The organism is Cytobacillus sp. FSL M8-0252 (assembly GCF_038007345.1).
Lineage (GTDB): Bacteria > Bacillota > Bacilli > Bacillales > Cytobacillaceae > Cytobacillus > Cytobacillus kochii.
In genome coordinates, this window is record NZ_JBBOWZ010000001.1 from 1,908,252 (window position 1) to 1,924,876 (window position 16,625).

Sequence of the window (16,625 nt, forward strand, 5' to 3'; positions counted from 1 at the left end):
AATTTATGATAATGGAACGTTTTTGTCTTTTTTATTGTCCGTTTTCTTTGATTGAGTCAATTCATTTGCTTTGCTTCGTGTTGTGAGAAGGATAAAGTAGCTTAACACCCCAAACAAGCAAGAAATAAAAAATGCATGGGCGAGCGCAATGTATAAGTTTAATTGGGTAATTACAACTAGTGCACCAGCGATGACTTGCAAACTGACTAAAATAAACGAGATAATCCAGCCGATATAAATAACTGGCTGATGCTTATAATGTTTCAGTGCCAGTATCATGATATAGGTAATCCAAATAAATATGATACCAGCTGCTGCACGATGTCCCATCTGAATCCATTCATACATATTTAGGGGAAGACCGATGGCGTCATTCCTACAGAATGGCCAATCGATACAAACGAGACTAGCATTTACATGTCGTACGAGCGCACCTGTATAAACAACGATATAACTGTAGAGTGTAACCCCGATAATGTGGCGCTTCATTCGTTGATCGAGAACAAGTTTTTCTGCTTGGAACTTCTTATCCACTTCGAAAATTAACAAAGTAAGTAATAGAACAGCGGCAAATGATATTAATGAAATACCGAAATGGAGTGCCATCACAAAATCAGATTGTCCCCACATGACTGCAGCTGCACCGATGAGTGCTTGCAATACTAGAAAGATGACAGATGAAATGGCTAGAAATTTAGTTTCTCTTACATGACCAATCTTTTTCCATGACCAAATGGCTAAAATTAGAACCATAAATCCGACAGAACCTGAAACAAGTCTATGCGCGAGCTCAATAATTAATTCGGGTGAAATATTGCTTGGGATAAATTCACCGTGACATAATGGCCATGATGCCCCGCAGCCGTCTCCCGAATCTGTCTTTGTAACTAATGCCCCGCCTAATAGAATGAGTAGCATGCCTATTGTTGTTAGGACAGCGAACCATTTTAATGATCGTTGCAAATCTTTCACCTTCTTCTGAATGTATAGGTATGTATGAGCGCTATGGCTATAAGAATATAGGTTTACGCGGCGCGTGATTATACTTATAAATACCATTTAAATGCTGATATTAGTCATATTGTATAACCAAAAAATTGTGTTCATTATGTTTATTTACTTCATTTTATTCGGATAAGTTATGATTGAAGTAAATGTGAAAAAAATACGTCTATGTATACTCACTTTTTTGATACTACAGGATTCATCAAAATATTACAATACTTATAAAAATTCTTCCGTATTCATCCTTATTTCCCTTGAAAACATAAGTTTTGTCTGCTAGAAATATAGTTGTCATGTAAATATTTCTAAAAAGCATAAGTTGTGTTATTACCTTAATTTATCATTTAATGAAAAAATTATTAACTTAATTATCTCAGAAAAGTGATGAATATATAATGGAAAACAAACTTCTGACACAAATTAGTCATAATTAATTCTAGAAAATTTCACAAAATAACTAAAAAATGTGATTTAATATACAGTGAATGCATCACACTTGTTTTGTGTGGAATTGTAAATGATTTGGAATTAATTATTTTTACTGCTTTGGTGAATTTAATGACAAATATGGTAATGTAAACTAATTTGCTTTATAGTGGAGTTAGTGCTTAACTTTTAATCTGTCATTAAATGCTTTCCAGTATCACATACTAAAAGGGAAATAGGATGAAAACGTAAAATTAGCTTGAAATCTGTCTGAGATTTTTTTAATAATCTGGATATTATGTTTACTCATAAATACATAGCAAACACAATGAGATACTTACATATTTAAAAAAGTGAACATAATAGTAAGGAAGACAAGCTTTTTAAGAAAGTTGTTTTCTAAGATAGGAATACCTTTTCCAAAGTTTGTAACAATATGATTAGAAGTATGTGTTGGGCTTTACTTAATTTTACTGGTGGGTAGCTCATTTTTCATTTGTTGGGAGATTCTCTCTTGTTGAGAGATTTATCCATATTAAGTTTTAGCACTCAAAGAAATTTTCACGAAAGAGGGGTATGAATAAGCTATGAAAAGGCTTGCAAAAGGGCGTCTGCTATTTATGTTAGCTGTAACGACGTTATTTCTAGCCGGCTGTGGTGAGCCATTTATATCGGCACTACAACCAGCGGGTGAAGTTGCGCAAACACAATATGACCTTATGCTATTGAGTACATTCATTATGGTTGGTGTCATTATTGTCGTGACAGTCATTTTCCTTATCGTACTGTTTAAGTTTCGTCGTAAAGACGATAAGATTCCTAAACAAGTTGAAGGAAGTCACAAATTAGAGATTATCTGGACTGTTATACCAATTTTATTACTTCTAGTTTTAGCTGTACCGACTGTTGCAGCTACGTTTGACTTAGCTGATGTTTCTCCTATGGAAGATAAGAATGAAGAGGGGAAAACGGATGTAACGGTGGTAAATGTTAAAGCGAATCTTTATTGGTGGGAGTTCGAATATCCGAATCAAGGTATTGTAACTAGCCAGGAGCTAGTAGTTCCTACTGACGAAAAAGTATATTTCAATCTACTATCAACAGATGTGAAACATTCATTCTGGATTCCAGCTGCTGGTGGTAAGCTTGATACCAATACTGAAAATACGAATAAGTTTTGGTTAGAATTTGATAGTAAAAAAGCTGATGAAGTAGGTAATATTTTTTATGGGAAATGTGCTGAGCTTTGCGGACCATCACATGCATTAATGGACTTTAAAGTAAAAGCTATTTCAAAAGATGATTTTGATGCTTGGGCTGAAGACTTGGCTTCTATGGAAGAAGCAGCTCAACCTGAAACTGCGTCTGCAGAACAAGGGCAAGAAATCTTTAATCAAAGCTGTATTGGGTGTCATGCAGTTACACCTACAGGAGCAAATGCTGTTGGTCCTAACTTGACAACTTTTGGTGACCGTACGCATATAGCTGGATACTTAGAGCATACAGAAGAGAATCTGAAAGCTTGGATAAAAGATCCAGAAGAATTTAAGCCTGGAAATAAAATGACAGGTCAGTATGGTGACCTTTCAGATGAAGAAATCGATGCATTAACAGATTACTTAATGGGCCTTAAAGTTGAGGATTGATAAGGCGATTTGCGTTTAAGAAGGAGGTAAAATTGTGAGTACCTATGCTCAGAAAAAAGGTGTTGGCGCCGTTTTATGGGATTACTTAACAACTGTTGACCATAAAAAAATCGCCATCCTTTATCTAATTGCTGGTGGATTTTTCTTCCTAGTCGGTGGACTAGAGGCAATGTTTATCCGTATCCAGCTAGCCGTACCAGGCAATGATTTTGTAAGTGCTGGAGTATACAATGAAATACTCACTATGCACGGTACAACAATGATTTTCTTGGCAGCGATGCCGTTGATATTCGCATTTATGAATGCGGTTATGCCACTACAAATTGGGGCACGTGATGTTGCATTCCCTTTCCTTAACTCTTTAGGGTTCTGGTTGTTTTTCTTTGGTGGTGTATTTCTAAACCTTTCATGGTTTTTAGGAGGAGCTCCTGATGCTGGTTGGACTTCTTATGCGTCCCTTTCACTTGCGTCAGAAGGTCACGGGATAGATTTTTACGTACTAGGATTACAAATCTCAGGTGCGGGTACATTAATAGGGGGAATTAACTTCCTTGTAACGATTATTAATATGCGTGCACCAGGAATGACTTATATGCGTATGCCATTATTTACATGGACAACGTTTGTAACGTCAGCATTAATACTATTTGCATTCCCTCCACTAACTGTGGCACTTTTCTTAATGCTTTTTGATCGTTTATTTGGAGGAAATTTCTTTAACCCAGATATGGGTGGTAACACAATTATTTGGGAGCATTTATTCTGGATCTTTGGACACCCAGAAGTTTATATCTTAGTATTACCAGCTTTTGGTATCTTTTCGGAAATCTTTGCGATTTTCTCAAGAAAAAGATTGTTTGGTTATTCATCAATGGTGTTCGCTACTGTGTTAATCGGGTTTTTAGGTTTCATGGTATGGGCTCACCATATGTTTACAACTGGATTAGGTCCGATCGCTAATGCCATTTTCTCTGTGGCGACAATGGCAATCGCTGTTCCGACGGGGATTAAAATATTTAACTGGCTCTTTACAATGTGGGGCGGTAGCATTAAATTTACAACCCCAATGTTGTATGCTATTGCGTTTATACCAACCTTTACAATGGGTGGAGTAACAGGTGTTATGCTTGCGTCAGCTGCACAGGATTATCAGTACCATGATAGTTACTTTGTTGTTGCTCACTTCCATTATGTTATCGTTGGTGGAGTTGTCTTCGCATTACTTGGCGGTTTACATCTATATTGGCCGAAGATGTTTGGCACAATGTTGAATGAAGCCCTTGGAAAAGTAACATTCTGGTTATTTTTAATTGGGTTCCATTTAACCTTCTTTATTCAACATTTCTTAGGTTTAATGGGGATGCCGCGTCGTATCTTTACGTTTAACAGTGGTCAAGGATTTGATATGGCAAACATGGTAAGTACTGTTGGTGCCTTCTTTATGGCGGTAGCAACAATCGTATTATTAATTAATGTGGTTATGACCATTGCGAAGAATAAAAAAGTTGGTGGCGATCCATGGGGTGACGGACGTACACTTGAATGGGCAATACCATCACCACCACCGTTTTATAACTTTAAACAGCTTCCGCTTGTACGTGGGTTAGATGCTTACTGGATTGAGAAAATGGAAGGTAATAAAGAGATGACTCCTGCTGAGCCAATAGGTGACATCCATATGCCTAACAATTCATTTGTTCCATTTGTTATTTCAGTAGGATTGTTTATCGCGGCATTTGGTGCAATGTACCATAATGAACATTCATGGGGCATCCCAGTACTTATTATCGGCATGTTGGTTGTCTTTGGTTCTATGTTCTTTAGATCAGTGAAAGATGACCACGGATATCATATTCATAAAGAGGAATTAATGGATGATGATAAAGGGGGTAAGGCATAATGAAGGCAGATGAAAAATTCACATATGAAACATGGCCTGCAGCGCCTGAAAAGCAAACCCTCGACGGAAAGAATAAATTTTTAGGTTTCTGGCTATTTCTTGGTGGTGAAACTGTTTTATTTGCGACTTTATTTGCGACTTATTTAGCATTAAAGGATCGTGTACCAAACAGTGACCATTATTTAGCAAAAGACCTTTTTGAAATACCATTAGTGTTTGTTATGACAATGTTGTTATTAACAAGCTCACTAACAAGTGTTTATGCAATGTACCATATGAAGAATTTCAACTTCAAAAAAATGCAGTTATGGTTAGGCATTACCGTATTACTCGGTTTAGCTTTCCTTGGTTTAGAAGTTTATGAATTCAACCATTATGTACATGAATACCATCATACATTTACAAGTTCAGCATTTGGTACAGCTTTCTACACACTTGTAGGCTTCCATGGTGGTCACGTTGCATTTGGTCTTGCATGGATCATTACATTAATGGTACGTAATGCAAAACGTGGATTAGACCTTTATACAGCACCAAAGTTTTATGTTGCAAGTTTATACTGGCACTTTATTGATGTTGTATGGGTGTTTATCTTTACGGTTGTATATTTAATGGGAATGGTGGGATAACTGATGGCAAATGAAGAATTAAACTCAGGTAACCCAAAAGTTGACATTGAATATCGTCGCAGAAAAAGCGCAGAGGAAATGAGATATCAGGTTGTTTCATTTGCAATGATGATCTTTTTAACATTTGTGGCTTTCATTGCTGTTGGCTATGATATTTCCGGATGGTTTACCATTCCGTTTATCTTAGTACTAGCAATCGTTCAAGTAGGCTTCCAACTATATTATTTCATGCATATGAGCCATAAAGGACATGAAGCTCCTGCATTGTTCCTGTATTCAGGTGTCTTTGTAGCTTTCATTACTCTGCTGGCATTCATGACAATTATTTGGTGGTAAAATGAAAAACGGCTGATAAATTTCAGTCGTTTTTTTGTGGGTTAAAAATGGTTAAAATAGATTGCTAATTAATTCATGTAATAGATGAATAACAAAATTGAGCTACAATTCTTAAAAATTTATGACAGTTACAACAATCATGGTAAGATGTTGACACCGATTCCATAAAGTGGGTTGCCACGGTCTTTAAGACAAGCGTATAATAGACATTGATATCAGAAACAATAATGATGGCCTGTAGTATTACATAAAATGAGGTGACGTAAGAATGCCACTTAGTATTTTTGGATTTAGAGCATTATGGAGTCCGTATTTTCTTCTAGCATTGGTCTTGTTGTTAATTTTGTATTTTTTAGTGACCGTTAAGTTTCGCCACCGTTTTGCAAATAGTGAACCATTACATAAGAAAGAAGCGCTATTCTTTTCCAGTGCAATCTTAGTCTTATATCTGATTAAGGGATCTCCGCTTGATCTAATGGGACATTTGATGTTTTATGCACATATGATTCAAATGGGTGTACTCTATTTAGTTGTGCCAATCTTGTTTATTTACGGAATTCCTAAATGGATGTGGCGTTCCTTTATTGCCTTACCAATCATAAAACCATTGTTTCGCTTTTTTACAAAACCATTAATTGCTTTAATCTTTTTTAATGGCTTATTTTCTTTTTACCATATCCCATTGATTTTTGATGTAATTAAAGTAGATATGACTTTGCATACAGTTTATACAATCATCTTATTTCTCTTTGCTATATGTATGTGGTGGCCACTTATCACACCGTTACCTGAGCAGCAAAGAATAAGTGGGCTAAAAAAAGTCGGTTATATTTTTGCAGATGGTATTCTATTAACACCGGCTTGTGCACTGATCATATTTGCAGACGCACCGATGTATGCAACGTATTCTGATCCACATGCATGGGGACAAGCATTAGCTCTCTGTGTTCCCACAGGAACCCTCGCAGGATTAAATTTAAGTGGACCAGAAATGTTTAATAGTATGTCTCTACTGCATGATCAGCAGTTAGGCGGCGTTATTATGAAAATTATACAGGAAATTGTTTATGGCTATGTTTTGGCGCTTGTATTTTTTGAATGGTATCGCAAAGAACAGTCAGAGGAGAAAGAAGCTGAAAATCAGCTCATGAACCCAAGAACAGTGGAATAAATCTCGAGCCTACCTAGCTACTAAGGTAGGCTCCATTTTTGAACAATTAAAGAACTTTTACGAAAACCATTCAATCATGGTTGAAAAAGAAGGAATACTTTTATAAAATGAGCATAGCTTCTTCATGTAATTATATGAAGAATAAAGTACATATAGGAAGTTTGATAAGAGAAAGGAAGTTACTATGGAGCATTCATTGCCTGTCTTACCAACAATCAGTACAACCTTTATCGTGTTAAGTGCCATTATGGTGGCAATTGGTTGGGTTCAAATTAGTAAGAGAAAAATTGACGCACATAAAAAATCGATGACATTAGCTGGCATTTTTGCCATCATATTCTTTATTATTTATGCTAGTCGAACAATCTTTATCGGAAATACATCATTTGGTGGCCCTGATGATATAAAAATTTATTATACCCTTTTTCTTGTCTTTCATATTACATTGGCCACATCAGGAGCGGTACTTGGAATCATTAACTTGTATACGGGATATAAGAATAAGTTAAAGCTTCATAGAAAGATCGGTCCCTTTACAAGTATTATTTGGTTTGCAACTGCCATTACGGGGGTAGCCGTTTATTTACTACTATATGTTTTTTATCATGGCGGAGAAACAACATCATTAATCAAAGCGATATTCGGATTCTAAAAAGTCCAAAGTCATGTAAGTCCGAGCTTATTCGAGTGCTAGTATCATTCGAATAGGTTCGGACTTTTTTTGCTTGCTTGTATTTCCATGTCAATACTTGACACAGTAATACATAAAACTGTAAATGAAGAAAGAATAAATGAGAATAAAGTAAGTAAGACCATCAAATAGTAAGAAACAAGAAGTTTTTAGGTTACTGTCTAAAGAGTACTTTTTGTAAACATAGCAGAACAAAATGAGATCAAACTGCATTAACTATAATATCCTTTACTTAATAAGGTTGAATTCAGAAATGAATGGATGATTCAATTGGAAAAGCGAGATGTGGAAAAACAAAAAGTACGCAAATTTATCATTTCATCCATTGTAGAATCCAATATACGCTATCTTCAAATGGATGGTGCAGAGGAAAAGGTAAGGTTAATTAGAAGAAGTAGTGAAGATATTATTACGCGATTAGATGATCAGGTGATAATTGAAGTAAGATTAAGTATTAGACCTTATAAAGAAGTATTAACAGATTTGATGATTTTACAAAAACAAATTATTGAAGATATTCGATTATTGACTGGACTTCGCGTTGGTAAGGTGGTTTTGAAAATAGAGCATTGCTCTATCGACTCGATAGAAAAAACGTGAAGATTTGTTCTTCACGTTTTTTTTGCTTACTTAAGTATTTGTTCTAAATCATTATTAATGTCTGTTAGGATCTTTTCAGATTGCTTAACAAGTGATTGTGGAAAGTGTTCGCCATCCCCATATTCTACTCCATGAGGATAATAATGTTTGCCTAATAAAGGAGTAAGTAATTGAATCGTCGCCTTTCTAGCGCCAACGTCCCCTTCGACTGCATGTCCAAATACACGAAGATAGTAGATTCCTTCTTTTAATTCAAATTTTCGATCGTATGTAACTCTTTCATAATCCCACTGTCCTGCACGTACTAACTGATAAGAATCCATTAGGTCATCTAGTCGCTTTAGTTCAACTTGCTTGTTTTCTAAACCCGTATTTTCAAGCTTCATAATAATCAATCCCTCCTGAAAAAAACAATTGGTAAACAGAACCAATATTGAATCATCTCAAATTTAATAATAGTTGAAAAATGGACAAGTTGCAATCTTTTTCAAATGGATCATTATATTCACCTAACACTAGTATTCCCAACATCCTTCATATATGTATAATGAAAAAATTAGTGAAAAGAATGATACATATAGAGGTTAATGATATAAAGTTCATTTCCATGTATAATAAGATGTATAAACCTTTAAATCGAGATTTTTAAACAATTTAAATTAGCTTCTTTATTGAAGCGTACCTTATAGTTGTTGTAAAGGTTTTCTTAATTCATAAACAACTTGCTATTATCCATTTCTATGTGATGATATACTATATTTAAACATATGTTATAAAAAATACTTTTTCGTGTATTGGAAAGATTGGGAGTTATGTGATTCTTAACGATACTCATGTTTATGACATGGATATAATAGAAGTGTCCGGGTTTAAAAGAAGTCATGGGAGGTGCAAGTTCTCTGAAGAGTGTATTACGCGTATTTGTACTGATATTGGCTCTTACCGTTATATGGTTATACTTAGATTTTAGTAGTGAAGATCAACTGCTGTTGAGTGATGAGGGTACAGAAGTTGCTCAAGATGAGACGATAGGTAATCAACAGGATGAAGAGTCAATGGTTGCTGAGATGCCTGAAGAAGGGTTGCTTACTTTAATGGGGTCAAAAGCTTCGGATATAAAGAAAGAGTTTGGTGAACCGGAACGGATTGATCCTACACTTCAAGGCTATGAATGGTGGATTTATCCGAATGGCAACCATGAATATATACAAGTCGGTATATGGGAAGGGAAAGTTATTTCCATATATGCCACAGGTGAAGAAGTGGATGTTACCCCTTTTAAAATAGGACAACCATCAGGAGAAATTTATTCTTCGTTATATGCAGAAACAAATATAGAAATTGAATTCGAAGGTAGTGTTTATCGCTTTGAGTTATCAGAAGCGGACATGAATATGAGACCAATTATTAGAATTGGCGATTATTATGCATTACTTTATTTAGATAAATTTACAGGTACGCTTTCTAGTGTACGTTTTCTAAATGATGAGTCTTTCGTGATGTTAAGGCCTTATGAATTAGTTTATAGGGGCGAGTTATTTGTCGTAAATGATATAGAAGAAGAGGAAGAAGCCGCTATCAATCGAGGAATGGAGCAGCAGATTATTGATATTACAAACGTAATGAGAGAAAGATATAATGTGAATGAGCTTAGCTTAGATGAGCAGACCCAAGAAGTAGCATATAACCACAGTGTGGATATGTATGAAAGTGAAGCCTTTTCGCATACGTCGGATGAATATGGTGAACTGTCAGATCGCCTAAAAGCGGGCGAGGTTGCTTATCTATCTGCTGGTGAAAATATCGCTGCTAATTATGTAGATGCACCTTCAGTAATGGAGGGATGGTTAAATAGTAGTGCGCATCGTGAAACTTTATTGAACGAACAATTTACTCACATTGGTGTAGGTGTTCATAAGAAGCACTTTACACAAAACTTTATTGAAAAATGGGAACAAGAATAAAGACGTGGCATACTCATTGTATGATGAGTGCACGTCTTTTTTTTGTTCACTTTCCGATAACAAAAAAGTTAGAGGAAGCAGTTGCAACCTTCTTACCGTCGTCTCTTTCAACGACTGCAGAGAGGACCATCATACGACTTCCTTTATGAGTGATTGTTGCATGACAAGTAAGGTTGTTGCCTTTAATTGCAGCTAAATAATGAATGTTTAATTGTGTAGTCACTGCCACCTTATCTAACGGAGCTGCTTCATTGCTTAGAGTACCCATTGCAGTATCAATGAGTGTAGCAATCATACCTCCGTGAACAATACCAAGCGGATTATAAAGTAGAGGTGTAATAGGGATGGAAATTGTAACAGCATCATCTTCTAACTGTTCTTCTACATTCATAAATGCTTCAATATATGAACGATTAGCCCCATTTTGCTCTCTTTCTAAACTATCCACAATACTATCGATTAACGCTAAATCTTTGTCATTAGTCTCGGCAATAATTTGTGAAAACTTTTGAAGTAAGAAATCTTTCTTTGTCATAATTTGTGAAACTCCTTGTTATATCATTAACTTTAAGCATAAACCGTTTCATCCTCATTCCAATAAAATGAAGTTTTGTATATGTGCTTATCTTTATCGTAACAGAAACCTAACCAATAGAAATATAGAAATTTATCACTATTATGGAGGTGCACTCATACAATAAAGTAGGCATTTGTAACGAAAACGAGGTGAATAATAGTGGCACAGAAACAATTGCACCCAACTGTGGAACGGTTTAAGTCTTATGTGAAAAAGAATCCATCAGTACTAAAAGAAGTGAGGTCCGGCAAAAAGTCGATGCAGCAATTGTATGAAGAATGGTACCTATTGGAAGATGATGAGCAAGATGTGCGTGATCAGAAGAGTGATTCTTCCGAAACCACTACTGAAAACAAACAAGATTGGATCAATCAAGTGATGGGAACTGTAAAAAACATGGATGTTAATCAAGTACAAGGTTATATTACAAATATGAGCCAGGCTCTCGGAGCAATTCAAGGGGTGTTATCACAATTTCAAGGAGGAGCTACATCCTCTAAAAGCTCTACTAAATCAAATTCAATTGCTCAAAAGCCAAATCCATTTGCATTTAAAAAAGATTAAAAGAAGGTGAAAATCTTTGCGTAAAGATATAAGAGAGTATATTCAACAAAATGAAGAATTAAAAAAGTTCGTTAGAGAACAGCCACAGTGGTATCGAACGTTATCGCGAAACCCAACAGAAATACAGAAATTAGAAGTAGCGTCTTTACATTATCATAAAAAAACAATTCCTCATCATGTAGAAAAGTTTTCTAATGGGGTTCAGATGGCATCTATGATGATGAGCATGTTTCAAGCAATGAACAGTCAATCATAAATGGTCTTCTTCGCTTAGGAAGAAGGCTATTTTTTATGAGTAATTATTATGTAAAAGCAAATAATACATAATAAAAAGGGTTGATGAGCTTGCAGAAAATATATCAATACTTCTCGCTTTGTATTTTATTCATCTTATTAGTAGCTTGCACCAAAGATATTCCAGAGCCAGAAACAAATAGCATACTAGCTCCTGTTAAGGGGCTTGAAATTAGAGAATCTATTCCGGTAACAACGGCCATGGCAAAAGGGCCACAAGATTTCTTCGTCAAGCATTTAGTGGAAGGTAACGATGTATTTATTGAATGTATTGTTGATGGGATAACATTTAGAGAAGATCGACAAGGGGTGAAGGGAAAGTTTATTGTTTATGTTGATGGGGAGAAAACAGAAGAAATCAACCGCGCAGCTTTCAAAATAAAAGGGTTGTCACAAGGGAAACATCATATCAAACTAGAAGTAGTGAGTAGTGATCCCGCGCTTTACTTTTTGACAAAAGAATTTATCGTACAAGTGGAATAATTCTTCTCAGTACTTTAGATTTTAGGTATTCCATGATATGATGAAAAGTGGAGGTGAGCTTCCAGATGCTTGCTACTTTAGAAAGATTAGAGATATTGGACGTAGCCGATGAGATTGTCACGATGATTGTCAAGTCTGAGGAAGCTACTCAATACAAGCAATGCCTCAAGGAGATGCAATCAAATCCTGAAACTCAGGAAAAGATTCGTCAATTTGTTGAAATGAAAGATCTTTATGAGGATGTACAACGATTTGGTAAGTATCATCCTGATTATAAAAGAGTTACGATGTCTATACGTCAGTTAAAGAGAGAAATGGATATGGATCCGTATGTTGCAGCGTATAGGCAATCGGAAACAGAGTTACAGAGTTTGCTTGACGAAATTAGCGTCATTATAAGTCACTCTGTGTCTCAACATATTAAAGTCCCAACAGGTAACCCATTTTTTGATAATGCTTGTTCGGGTGGTTGTGGATCAGGCGGAGCATGTAGCTGTTCTGCTTAACAGTGCGGTCATGACCGCACTGTTTTTTTAAAAGATAGAGAATGAAAAAATCAATCACATTGTAAAAATAATGAAATATATGCTAGACTAATAACAATCATTTGAACAAAAGGGGAAGTATTATGCTTGGAGAGAGGCAAGGTTTAATTGTTTGGCTTTATTCATTAAAGCAAGCGAAAATGTTACGTCGCTTTGGGAACGTTCATTTTGTATCGAAACGGTTAAAGTACGTAGTTGTTTATTGTAACATGGAGGATATCGACGCTTTAACTGAAAAGATTAGTTCATATTCGTTTGTTAAAAAAGTTGAACCTTCATACAAACCTTTTTTAAAAACTGAATTTGAAAACGCAAAACCAGATAAAGCAAAAGAGTATGATTATAAGATGGGCATTTAACAACTTAAACAAACCTAGGCACATATAGTAAATATAGTGCCTAGGTTTGTTTAAGTTAGTGCAGGTAAATAGTGATTTAACCTGAAAATAGCGATTAAATGTTGAAAATATAAGTCTTTCTCAGAGAAAAGTGTCGAAGGTTTCACATTGAATTGGATGAGTTCTTTATTTAACTCTTTCGCTGTATCCGCAAATAATTGAAAGCGTTTATTAGGTTTGATTGTATGATTTGGCACGCCTTCTCTGCATATATATATAGGTTGGAATTTACCTTCAGCAGGTGGGTTTAATATCACGATAAGTGAACTCATCGCCTTGTCATTTATGGTTGTATGTAAAACCATCATATGTTTAAGGCGGTCATCATTCCTTTTCGCTATCTCTATCAATTCATAAATGTCAGAAAACCCTTCTCCGAGTTCAATAAATCTTTGAATCATATTTGTTCTCCTTTTATGTTTAATCAACACTTCCCTACTTTATCATTTTTTTTTATTGATTAGAAGGATATTCGGTGTTTATATATAATTAGGTACAATTATCTCTTGAATGAGTAGTAAGGGAGCAAAAGATGAAAAAGGTCATTTCTATTCTTTTTGTTATCATTATTCTCTGTATATTTTTTAACCAATGGGACCAATTCATAACAGATGAGCAAACTGTCAATGCACAAGAAAGTGCACAAACAAATGTTACCATTCATTCAGATGAAAAATCTGTGCAAGTCTTTCAAACGATTTCTAGTTTATCTGACAAATCCATTTACGAAATAATCGTACCGGAGAAAGCTTCAAATTGGACATGTACATATAATGATAAAGATGAGTGTAAGAGAGTTTGGCGAGCTGAAAATATAATTGAAACTAAAGGTAGTCAGTTACATATTACCTATAGTTTGCCTCTAAATAAAAAGACTAACACTTTGATTCGTGATTGGTTATTTCAATTAAAGGGTGTCACTATAGATCATGTGGAATTAAAAATCATTGAATCTCACCATCGAAATGGAAAGTGGCTGGCTGGTATTCCTTTATCTGGGTTCGTAAAAGAGGATCTAATAGATTATTACTTCTTTTCTGGTAAGACCAACAATCCGGCACTGCTTTGGTATAATGAAGAAATAAACACCGAGCGAAACGAAACGCAGTATTCGTACTATGGTAATCACTATCCTGAGATCAAAGAACTGATACAAAAACATGAAGAAAAGGTAAAAGAAGCAAACTTTTTAAGTATCATTACAACTAATCAGTTGAAAAGTGGTCTATTTGGAGGCATTCTCATTTTACCTAGTGGAGAATTATTAGAAAGAGAATTAGTAGACTCTCTCTATTTCCATTCTATTGAAAGTGAAGAAATAGAATGGTTATTGGATTTGTTAACCTCATTTATTATTGATGAAAATCCTCGGTTTGATTTAAGTATGTATGCTTTTAACGAACTAAAAGAAAAGCTAACTTCAAGTGAGTTGGAACAGCTTGTTGCCAATATTTCCGACTTGGATGAAAGTTTCGTACCAGAAGATATGGATGAGATACTTTATCAAATAACGGGAAAACAAACGAACTTCTTTGCTGAATTATTAAGGAATAAACAACCGGTTTCTTTAGAATTATATACAATGAAAGATTATCATTGGAATAATAAAAAATTAACTGTGAAAGTAATTGAAATTGATGGAATAGAGTGGGTACCTCTACAAAAGACAATGTCATTCCTCGAGTTTGAAACAGAGCGTTTATCTGAAACGGAATGGGCAATCTTTAATGACAAAGATGTTTATCGTCTATATTCAGACCAGTCGATTTTTATAAGAAACGAAGAGGTTTTTGGCTTGTTAGAACATCCACTGAAAAAGATGAATGGAGAGTATTATTTAGAAAAAAAATGGCTCCAGTCTATTTTTCATATAAACTTCAGAGAAGAGGGTAATAAAGTTTATTTTGACATGTAAAAGGAAAGCATATGTGGAATGATAGAATCATTCCTATTTGAATGAGTTCACCGTCGATAAAAATAAAAAAATCCCTGTAGCAAAAACCTACAGGGTCCTTCCAACCATCTAATAGGCAGAAGGTAAAGGGAGAGGAGAAACCGGAGGAAGAACTTATGGGGAAACGTAAGTCTTCTCCGCGGTTGGCAACAACATCGTTTAGATGCTGTTAATTTCATTATCTCCATATAAGACATTGTTATACATTTTTATTCGACATCTCTTGAAATACTTAGGAGAATATGAGTTTGTTTCCTATAAAAAGTATGGTAGGATGATGAAGAAAAATTGAATTTAGAATAAGTGGTGAGTAGTAGTATGCGGGTAGTATCTGGTCAATATAAAGGAATGCAACTTAAAGCCGTTCCTGGCAAATCAACAAGACCAACAACTGATAAAGTAAAAGAAGCAATCTTTAATATGATAGGACCCTATTTTGATGGTGGCATTGCACTTGATTTGTTCGCTGGAAGTGGCGGCCTTGGGATTGAGTCATTAAGTAGAGGTGTAGAAAAAGCGATTTTCGTTGATCGTGATAGCAAAGCAATACATACAGTACATGAAAATTTACGAATTTGTAAAATCGAAGAAGACGTTGAAGTTTATAGAAATGACGCAGAAAGAGCTTTAAAAGCCATTATGAAAAGGGAGTTGCAATTTGATTATATCTTCCTTGATCCACCTTACAAAAAGCAGCAACTCGTTAAATTGTTAGAAATCATTAGTCAACAGAGGTTACTAAAGCAAAGTGGCATTATAATGTGTGAACATAGCTCGGATATACAATTACCCACATTATGCGGGGACTTAGAACAAGTAAAGTATGAAAGCTATGGTATCATTGCTGTTTCCATTTATCGTTATATTGTACCTAATGAATAAATTAGAAAGCAGGGGGAATAAAAATGAGCGGGATTGCCGTATGCCCAGGAAGTTTTGATCCAATTACTTTTGGCCATTTAGATATTATTAAAAGGGGAGCAAAAGTATTTGATGAAATACATGTCGTGCTACTTAATAATTCTTCTAAGAATCCACTCTTTTCTGTTGAAGAAAGAATTCATTTAATTGAAGAAGTGACGAAAGACATTCCTAATGTCAAGGTTGGGACTTTTCAAGGTTTATTAGTGGATTATGCAAAAAGTGTAAATGCAAAAGCAATCATTCGCGGTCTAAGGGCAGTATCTGACTTTGAATATGAGATGCAAATCACATCGATGAATCGCGTATTAAATGATGAGATTGAAACATTCTTTGTTATGACGAATAATCAATATTCCTTCTTGAGCTCAAGTATCGTAAAAGAAGTGGCAAAATATCAAGGAGATATTTCTGACCTCGTTCCAGCTGTGGTACAAGATGCGCTACATAAAAAATTCGCTAAGTAAAATAAAGAGGCAGATCAACTCAGGGAGTGTCTGCCTTTTTTTATACAATCTTTT

At 35.1% G+C, this 16,625-nt stretch carries 20 protein-coding genes; 16 read left to right on the forward strand and 4 right to left on the reverse strand.

What is annotated here, in order from left to right; all coding sequences use genetic code 11:
- Nucleotides 1-3: 3 nt before the first annotated feature.
- Nucleotides 4-963, reverse strand: a complete 960-nt coding sequence (locus MKX83_RS09855) for a COX15/CtaA family protein (RefSeq protein ID WP_322909200.1) — start codon at nt 961-963, stop codon at nt 4-6.
- A 1,055-nt stretch (nt 964-2,018) separates the two neighbouring features.
- On the opposite strand from MKX83_RS09855, the gene coxB reads away from it, so the two are divergent.
- The 7 genes from coxB to MKX83_RS09890 all read left to right on the forward strand — a co-directional run bounded on the left by coxB (nt 2,019) and on the right by MKX83_RS09890 (nt 8,404).
- Complete coding sequence (gene coxB, locus MKX83_RS09860) at nt 2,019-3,077, forward strand: cytochrome c oxidase subunit II (RefSeq protein WP_095369654.1); 1,059 nt, start codon at nt 2,019-2,021, stop codon at nt 3,075-3,077.
- A gap of 34 nt (nt 3,078-3,111) precedes the next feature.
- Nucleotides 3,112-4,977, forward strand: a complete 1,866-nt coding sequence (ctaD, locus tag MKX83_RS09865) for a cytochrome c oxidase subunit I (protein WP_095369653.1) — start codon at nt 3,112-3,114, stop codon at nt 4,975-4,977.
- Nucleotides 4,977-5,606 (forward strand): cytochrome (ubi)quinol oxidase subunit III, encoded by a 630-nt coding sequence (locus MKX83_RS09870; protein ID WP_095369652.1) that lies wholly within the window; start codon nt 4,977-4,979, stop codon nt 5,604-5,606. Before ctaD ends, MKX83_RS09870 begins: the two co-directional genes overlap by 1 nt.
- A 3-nt stretch (nt 5,607-5,609) precedes the next feature.
- On the forward strand, nt 5,610-5,942 hold the full coding sequence (ctaF, locus tag MKX83_RS09875) for a cytochrome c oxidase subunit IVB (protein WP_095369651.1): 333 nt from the start codon (nt 5,610-5,612) through the stop codon (nt 5,940-5,942).
- Nucleotides 5,943-6,210: 268 nt separating this feature from the next.
- Complete coding sequence (gene ctaG / locus MKX83_RS09880) at nt 6,211-7,113, forward strand: cytochrome c oxidase assembly factor CtaG (protein ID WP_095369650.1); 903 nt, start codon at nt 6,211-6,213, stop codon at nt 7,111-7,113.
- Between the two features lie 184 nt (nt 7,114-7,297).
- A complete protein-coding gene (locus tag MKX83_RS09885) occupies nt 7,298-7,765 on the forward strand; it encodes a DUF420 domain-containing protein (RefSeq protein ID WP_095369649.1) in 468 nt (155 codons plus the stop codon).
- A gap of 309 nt (nt 7,766-8,074) precedes the next feature.
- Complete coding sequence (locus MKX83_RS09890) at nt 8,075-8,404, forward strand: hypothetical protein (RefSeq protein ID WP_095369648.1); 330 nt, start codon at nt 8,075-8,077, stop codon at nt 8,402-8,404.
- 26 nt (nt 8,405-8,430) lie between these two features.
- Here the strand turns inward: MKX83_RS09890 and MKX83_RS09895 are convergent, their stop codons facing one another.
- A complete protein-coding gene (locus MKX83_RS09895) occupies nt 8,431-8,790 on the reverse strand; it encodes a YugN family protein (protein ID WP_095369647.1) in 360 nt (119 codons plus the stop codon).
- A 495-nt stretch (nt 8,791-9,285) separates the two neighbouring features.
- Between MKX83_RS09895 and MKX83_RS09900 the strand changes: the two genes are divergently transcribed.
- Nucleotides 9,286-10,368, forward strand: a complete 1,083-nt coding sequence (locus MKX83_RS09900) for a CAP domain-containing protein (protein ID WP_095369646.1) — start codon at nt 9,286-9,288, stop codon at nt 10,366-10,368.
- Between the two features lie 46 nt (nt 10,369-10,414).
- On the opposite strand, the gene MKX83_RS09905 is transcribed toward MKX83_RS09900, so the two are convergent.
- Nucleotides 10,415-10,903, reverse strand: a complete 489-nt coding sequence (locus MKX83_RS09905) for a PaaI family thioesterase (protein WP_095369645.1) — start codon at nt 10,901-10,903, stop codon at nt 10,415-10,417.
- Between the two features lie 201 nt (nt 10,904-11,104).
- Between MKX83_RS09905 and MKX83_RS09910 the strand changes: the two genes are divergently transcribed.
- From MKX83_RS09910 to MKX83_RS09930, 5 genes are all read left to right on the forward strand, one after another.
- Nucleotides 11,105-11,509 (forward strand): YlbD family protein, encoded by a 405-nt coding sequence (locus MKX83_RS09910; RefSeq protein WP_095369644.1) that lies wholly within the window; start codon nt 11,105-11,107, stop codon nt 11,507-11,509.
- Between the two features lie 16 nt (nt 11,510-11,525).
- Entirely contained in the window at nt 11,526-11,765 is a 240-nt protein-coding gene (locus MKX83_RS09915) for a YlbE-like family protein (protein ID WP_191812444.1), read from the forward strand.
- Between the two features lie 89 nt (nt 11,766-11,854).
- The gene (locus MKX83_RS09920) at nt 11,855-12,286 is read left to right on the forward strand and encodes a hypothetical protein (protein ID WP_095369643.1); all 432 of its coding nucleotides are present in this window, start codon (nt 11,855-11,857) and stop codon (nt 12,284-12,286) included.
- A gap of 65 nt (nt 12,287-12,351) precedes the next feature.
- Nucleotides 12,352-12,792, forward strand: coding sequence for a YlbF family regulator (locus tag MKX83_RS09925; protein ID WP_095369642.1), 441 nt, complete (start codon nt 12,352-12,354; stop codon nt 12,790-12,792).
- A gap of 122 nt (nt 12,793-12,914) precedes the next feature.
- Entirely contained in the window at nt 12,915-13,190 is a 276-nt protein-coding gene (locus MKX83_RS09930) for a YlbG family protein (protein WP_095369641.1), read from the forward strand.
- A gap of 50 nt (nt 13,191-13,240) precedes the next feature.
- Here MKX83_RS09930 and MKX83_RS09935 read toward each other — a convergent pair whose 3' ends face one another.
- On the reverse strand, nt 13,241-13,630 hold the full coding sequence (locus MKX83_RS09935) for a DUF7147 family protein (protein ID WP_095369640.1): 390 nt from the start codon (nt 13,628-13,630) through the stop codon (nt 13,241-13,243).
- A 131-nt stretch (nt 13,631-13,761) separates the two neighbouring features.
- Between MKX83_RS09935 and MKX83_RS09940 the strand changes: the two genes are divergently transcribed.
- From MKX83_RS09940 to coaD, 3 genes are all read left to right on the forward strand, one after another.
- Nucleotides 13,762-15,144: a hypothetical protein gene (locus MKX83_RS09940; protein WP_341055219.1), complete on the forward strand. Its 1,383-nt coding sequence runs from the start codon at nt 13,762-13,764 to the stop codon at nt 15,142-15,144.
- 357 nt (nt 15,145-15,501) lie between these two features.
- Entirely contained in the window at nt 15,502-16,065 is a 564-nt protein-coding gene (gene rsmD, locus MKX83_RS09945; protein ID WP_095369638.1) for a 16S rRNA (guanine(966)-N(2))-methyltransferase RsmD, read from the forward strand.
- Nucleotides 16,066-16,088: 23 nt separating this feature from the next.
- A complete protein-coding gene (gene coaD / locus MKX83_RS09950; protein WP_095369637.1) occupies nt 16,089-16,571 on the forward strand; it encodes a pantetheine-phosphate adenylyltransferase in 483 nt (160 codons plus the stop codon).
- The last annotated feature ends 54 nt before the right edge of the window (nt 16,572-16,625 follow it).

Bases quoted from the DNA above. Each gene is read 5' to 3' on its own strand.
- ctaG (WP_095369650.1), top strand. From the start codon at position 6,211: ATGCCACTTAGTATTTTTGGATTTAGAGCATTATGGAGTCCGTATTTT.
- MKX83_RS09895 (WP_095369647.1), bottom strand. From the start codon at position 8,790: ATGAAGCTTGAAAATACGGGTTTAGAAAACAAGCAAGTTGAACTAAAG.
- coxB (WP_095369654.1), top strand. From the start codon at position 2,019: ATGAAAAGGCTTGCAAAAGGGCGTCTGCTATTTATGTTAGCTGTAACG.
- MKX83_RS09925 (WP_095369642.1), top strand. From the start codon at position 12,352: ATGCTTGCTACTTTAGAAAGATTAGAGATATTGGACGTAGCCGATGAG.
- ctaF (WP_095369651.1), top strand. From the start codon at position 5,610: ATGGCAAATGAAGAATTAAACTCAGGTAACCCAAAAGTTGACATTGAA.
- coaD (WP_095369637.1), top strand. From the start codon at position 16,089: ATGAGCGGGATTGCCGTATGCCCAGGAAGTTTTGATCCAATTACTTTT.
- MKX83_RS09885 (WP_095369649.1), top strand. From the start codon at position 7,298: ATGGAGCATTCATTGCCTGTCTTACCAACAATCAGTACAACCTTTATC.
- MKX83_RS09940 (WP_341055219.1), top strand. From the start codon at position 13,762: ATGAAAAAGGTCATTTCTATTCTTTTTGTTATCATTATTCTCTGTATA.
- MKX83_RS09935 (WP_095369640.1), bottom strand. From the start codon at position 13,630: ATGATTCAAAGATTTATTGAACTCGGAGAAGGGTTTTCTGACATTTAT.
- rsmD (WP_095369638.1), top strand. From the start codon at position 15,502: ATGCGGGTAGTATCTGGTCAATATAAAGGAATGCAACTTAAAGCCGTT.
- MKX83_RS09905 (WP_095369645.1), bottom strand. From the start codon at position 10,903: ATGACAAAGAAAGATTTCTTACTTCAAAAGTTTTCACAAATTATTGCC.
- MKX83_RS09870 (WP_095369652.1), top strand. From the start codon at position 4,977: ATGAAGGCAGATGAAAAATTCACATATGAAACATGGCCTGCAGCGCCT.
- MKX83_RS09900 (WP_095369646.1), top strand. From the start codon at position 9,286: ATGGGAGGTGCAAGTTCTCTGAAGAGTGTATTACGCGTATTTGTACTG.
- MKX83_RS09930 (WP_095369641.1), top strand. From the start codon at position 12,915: ATGCTTGGAGAGAGGCAAGGTTTAATTGTTTGGCTTTATTCATTAAAG.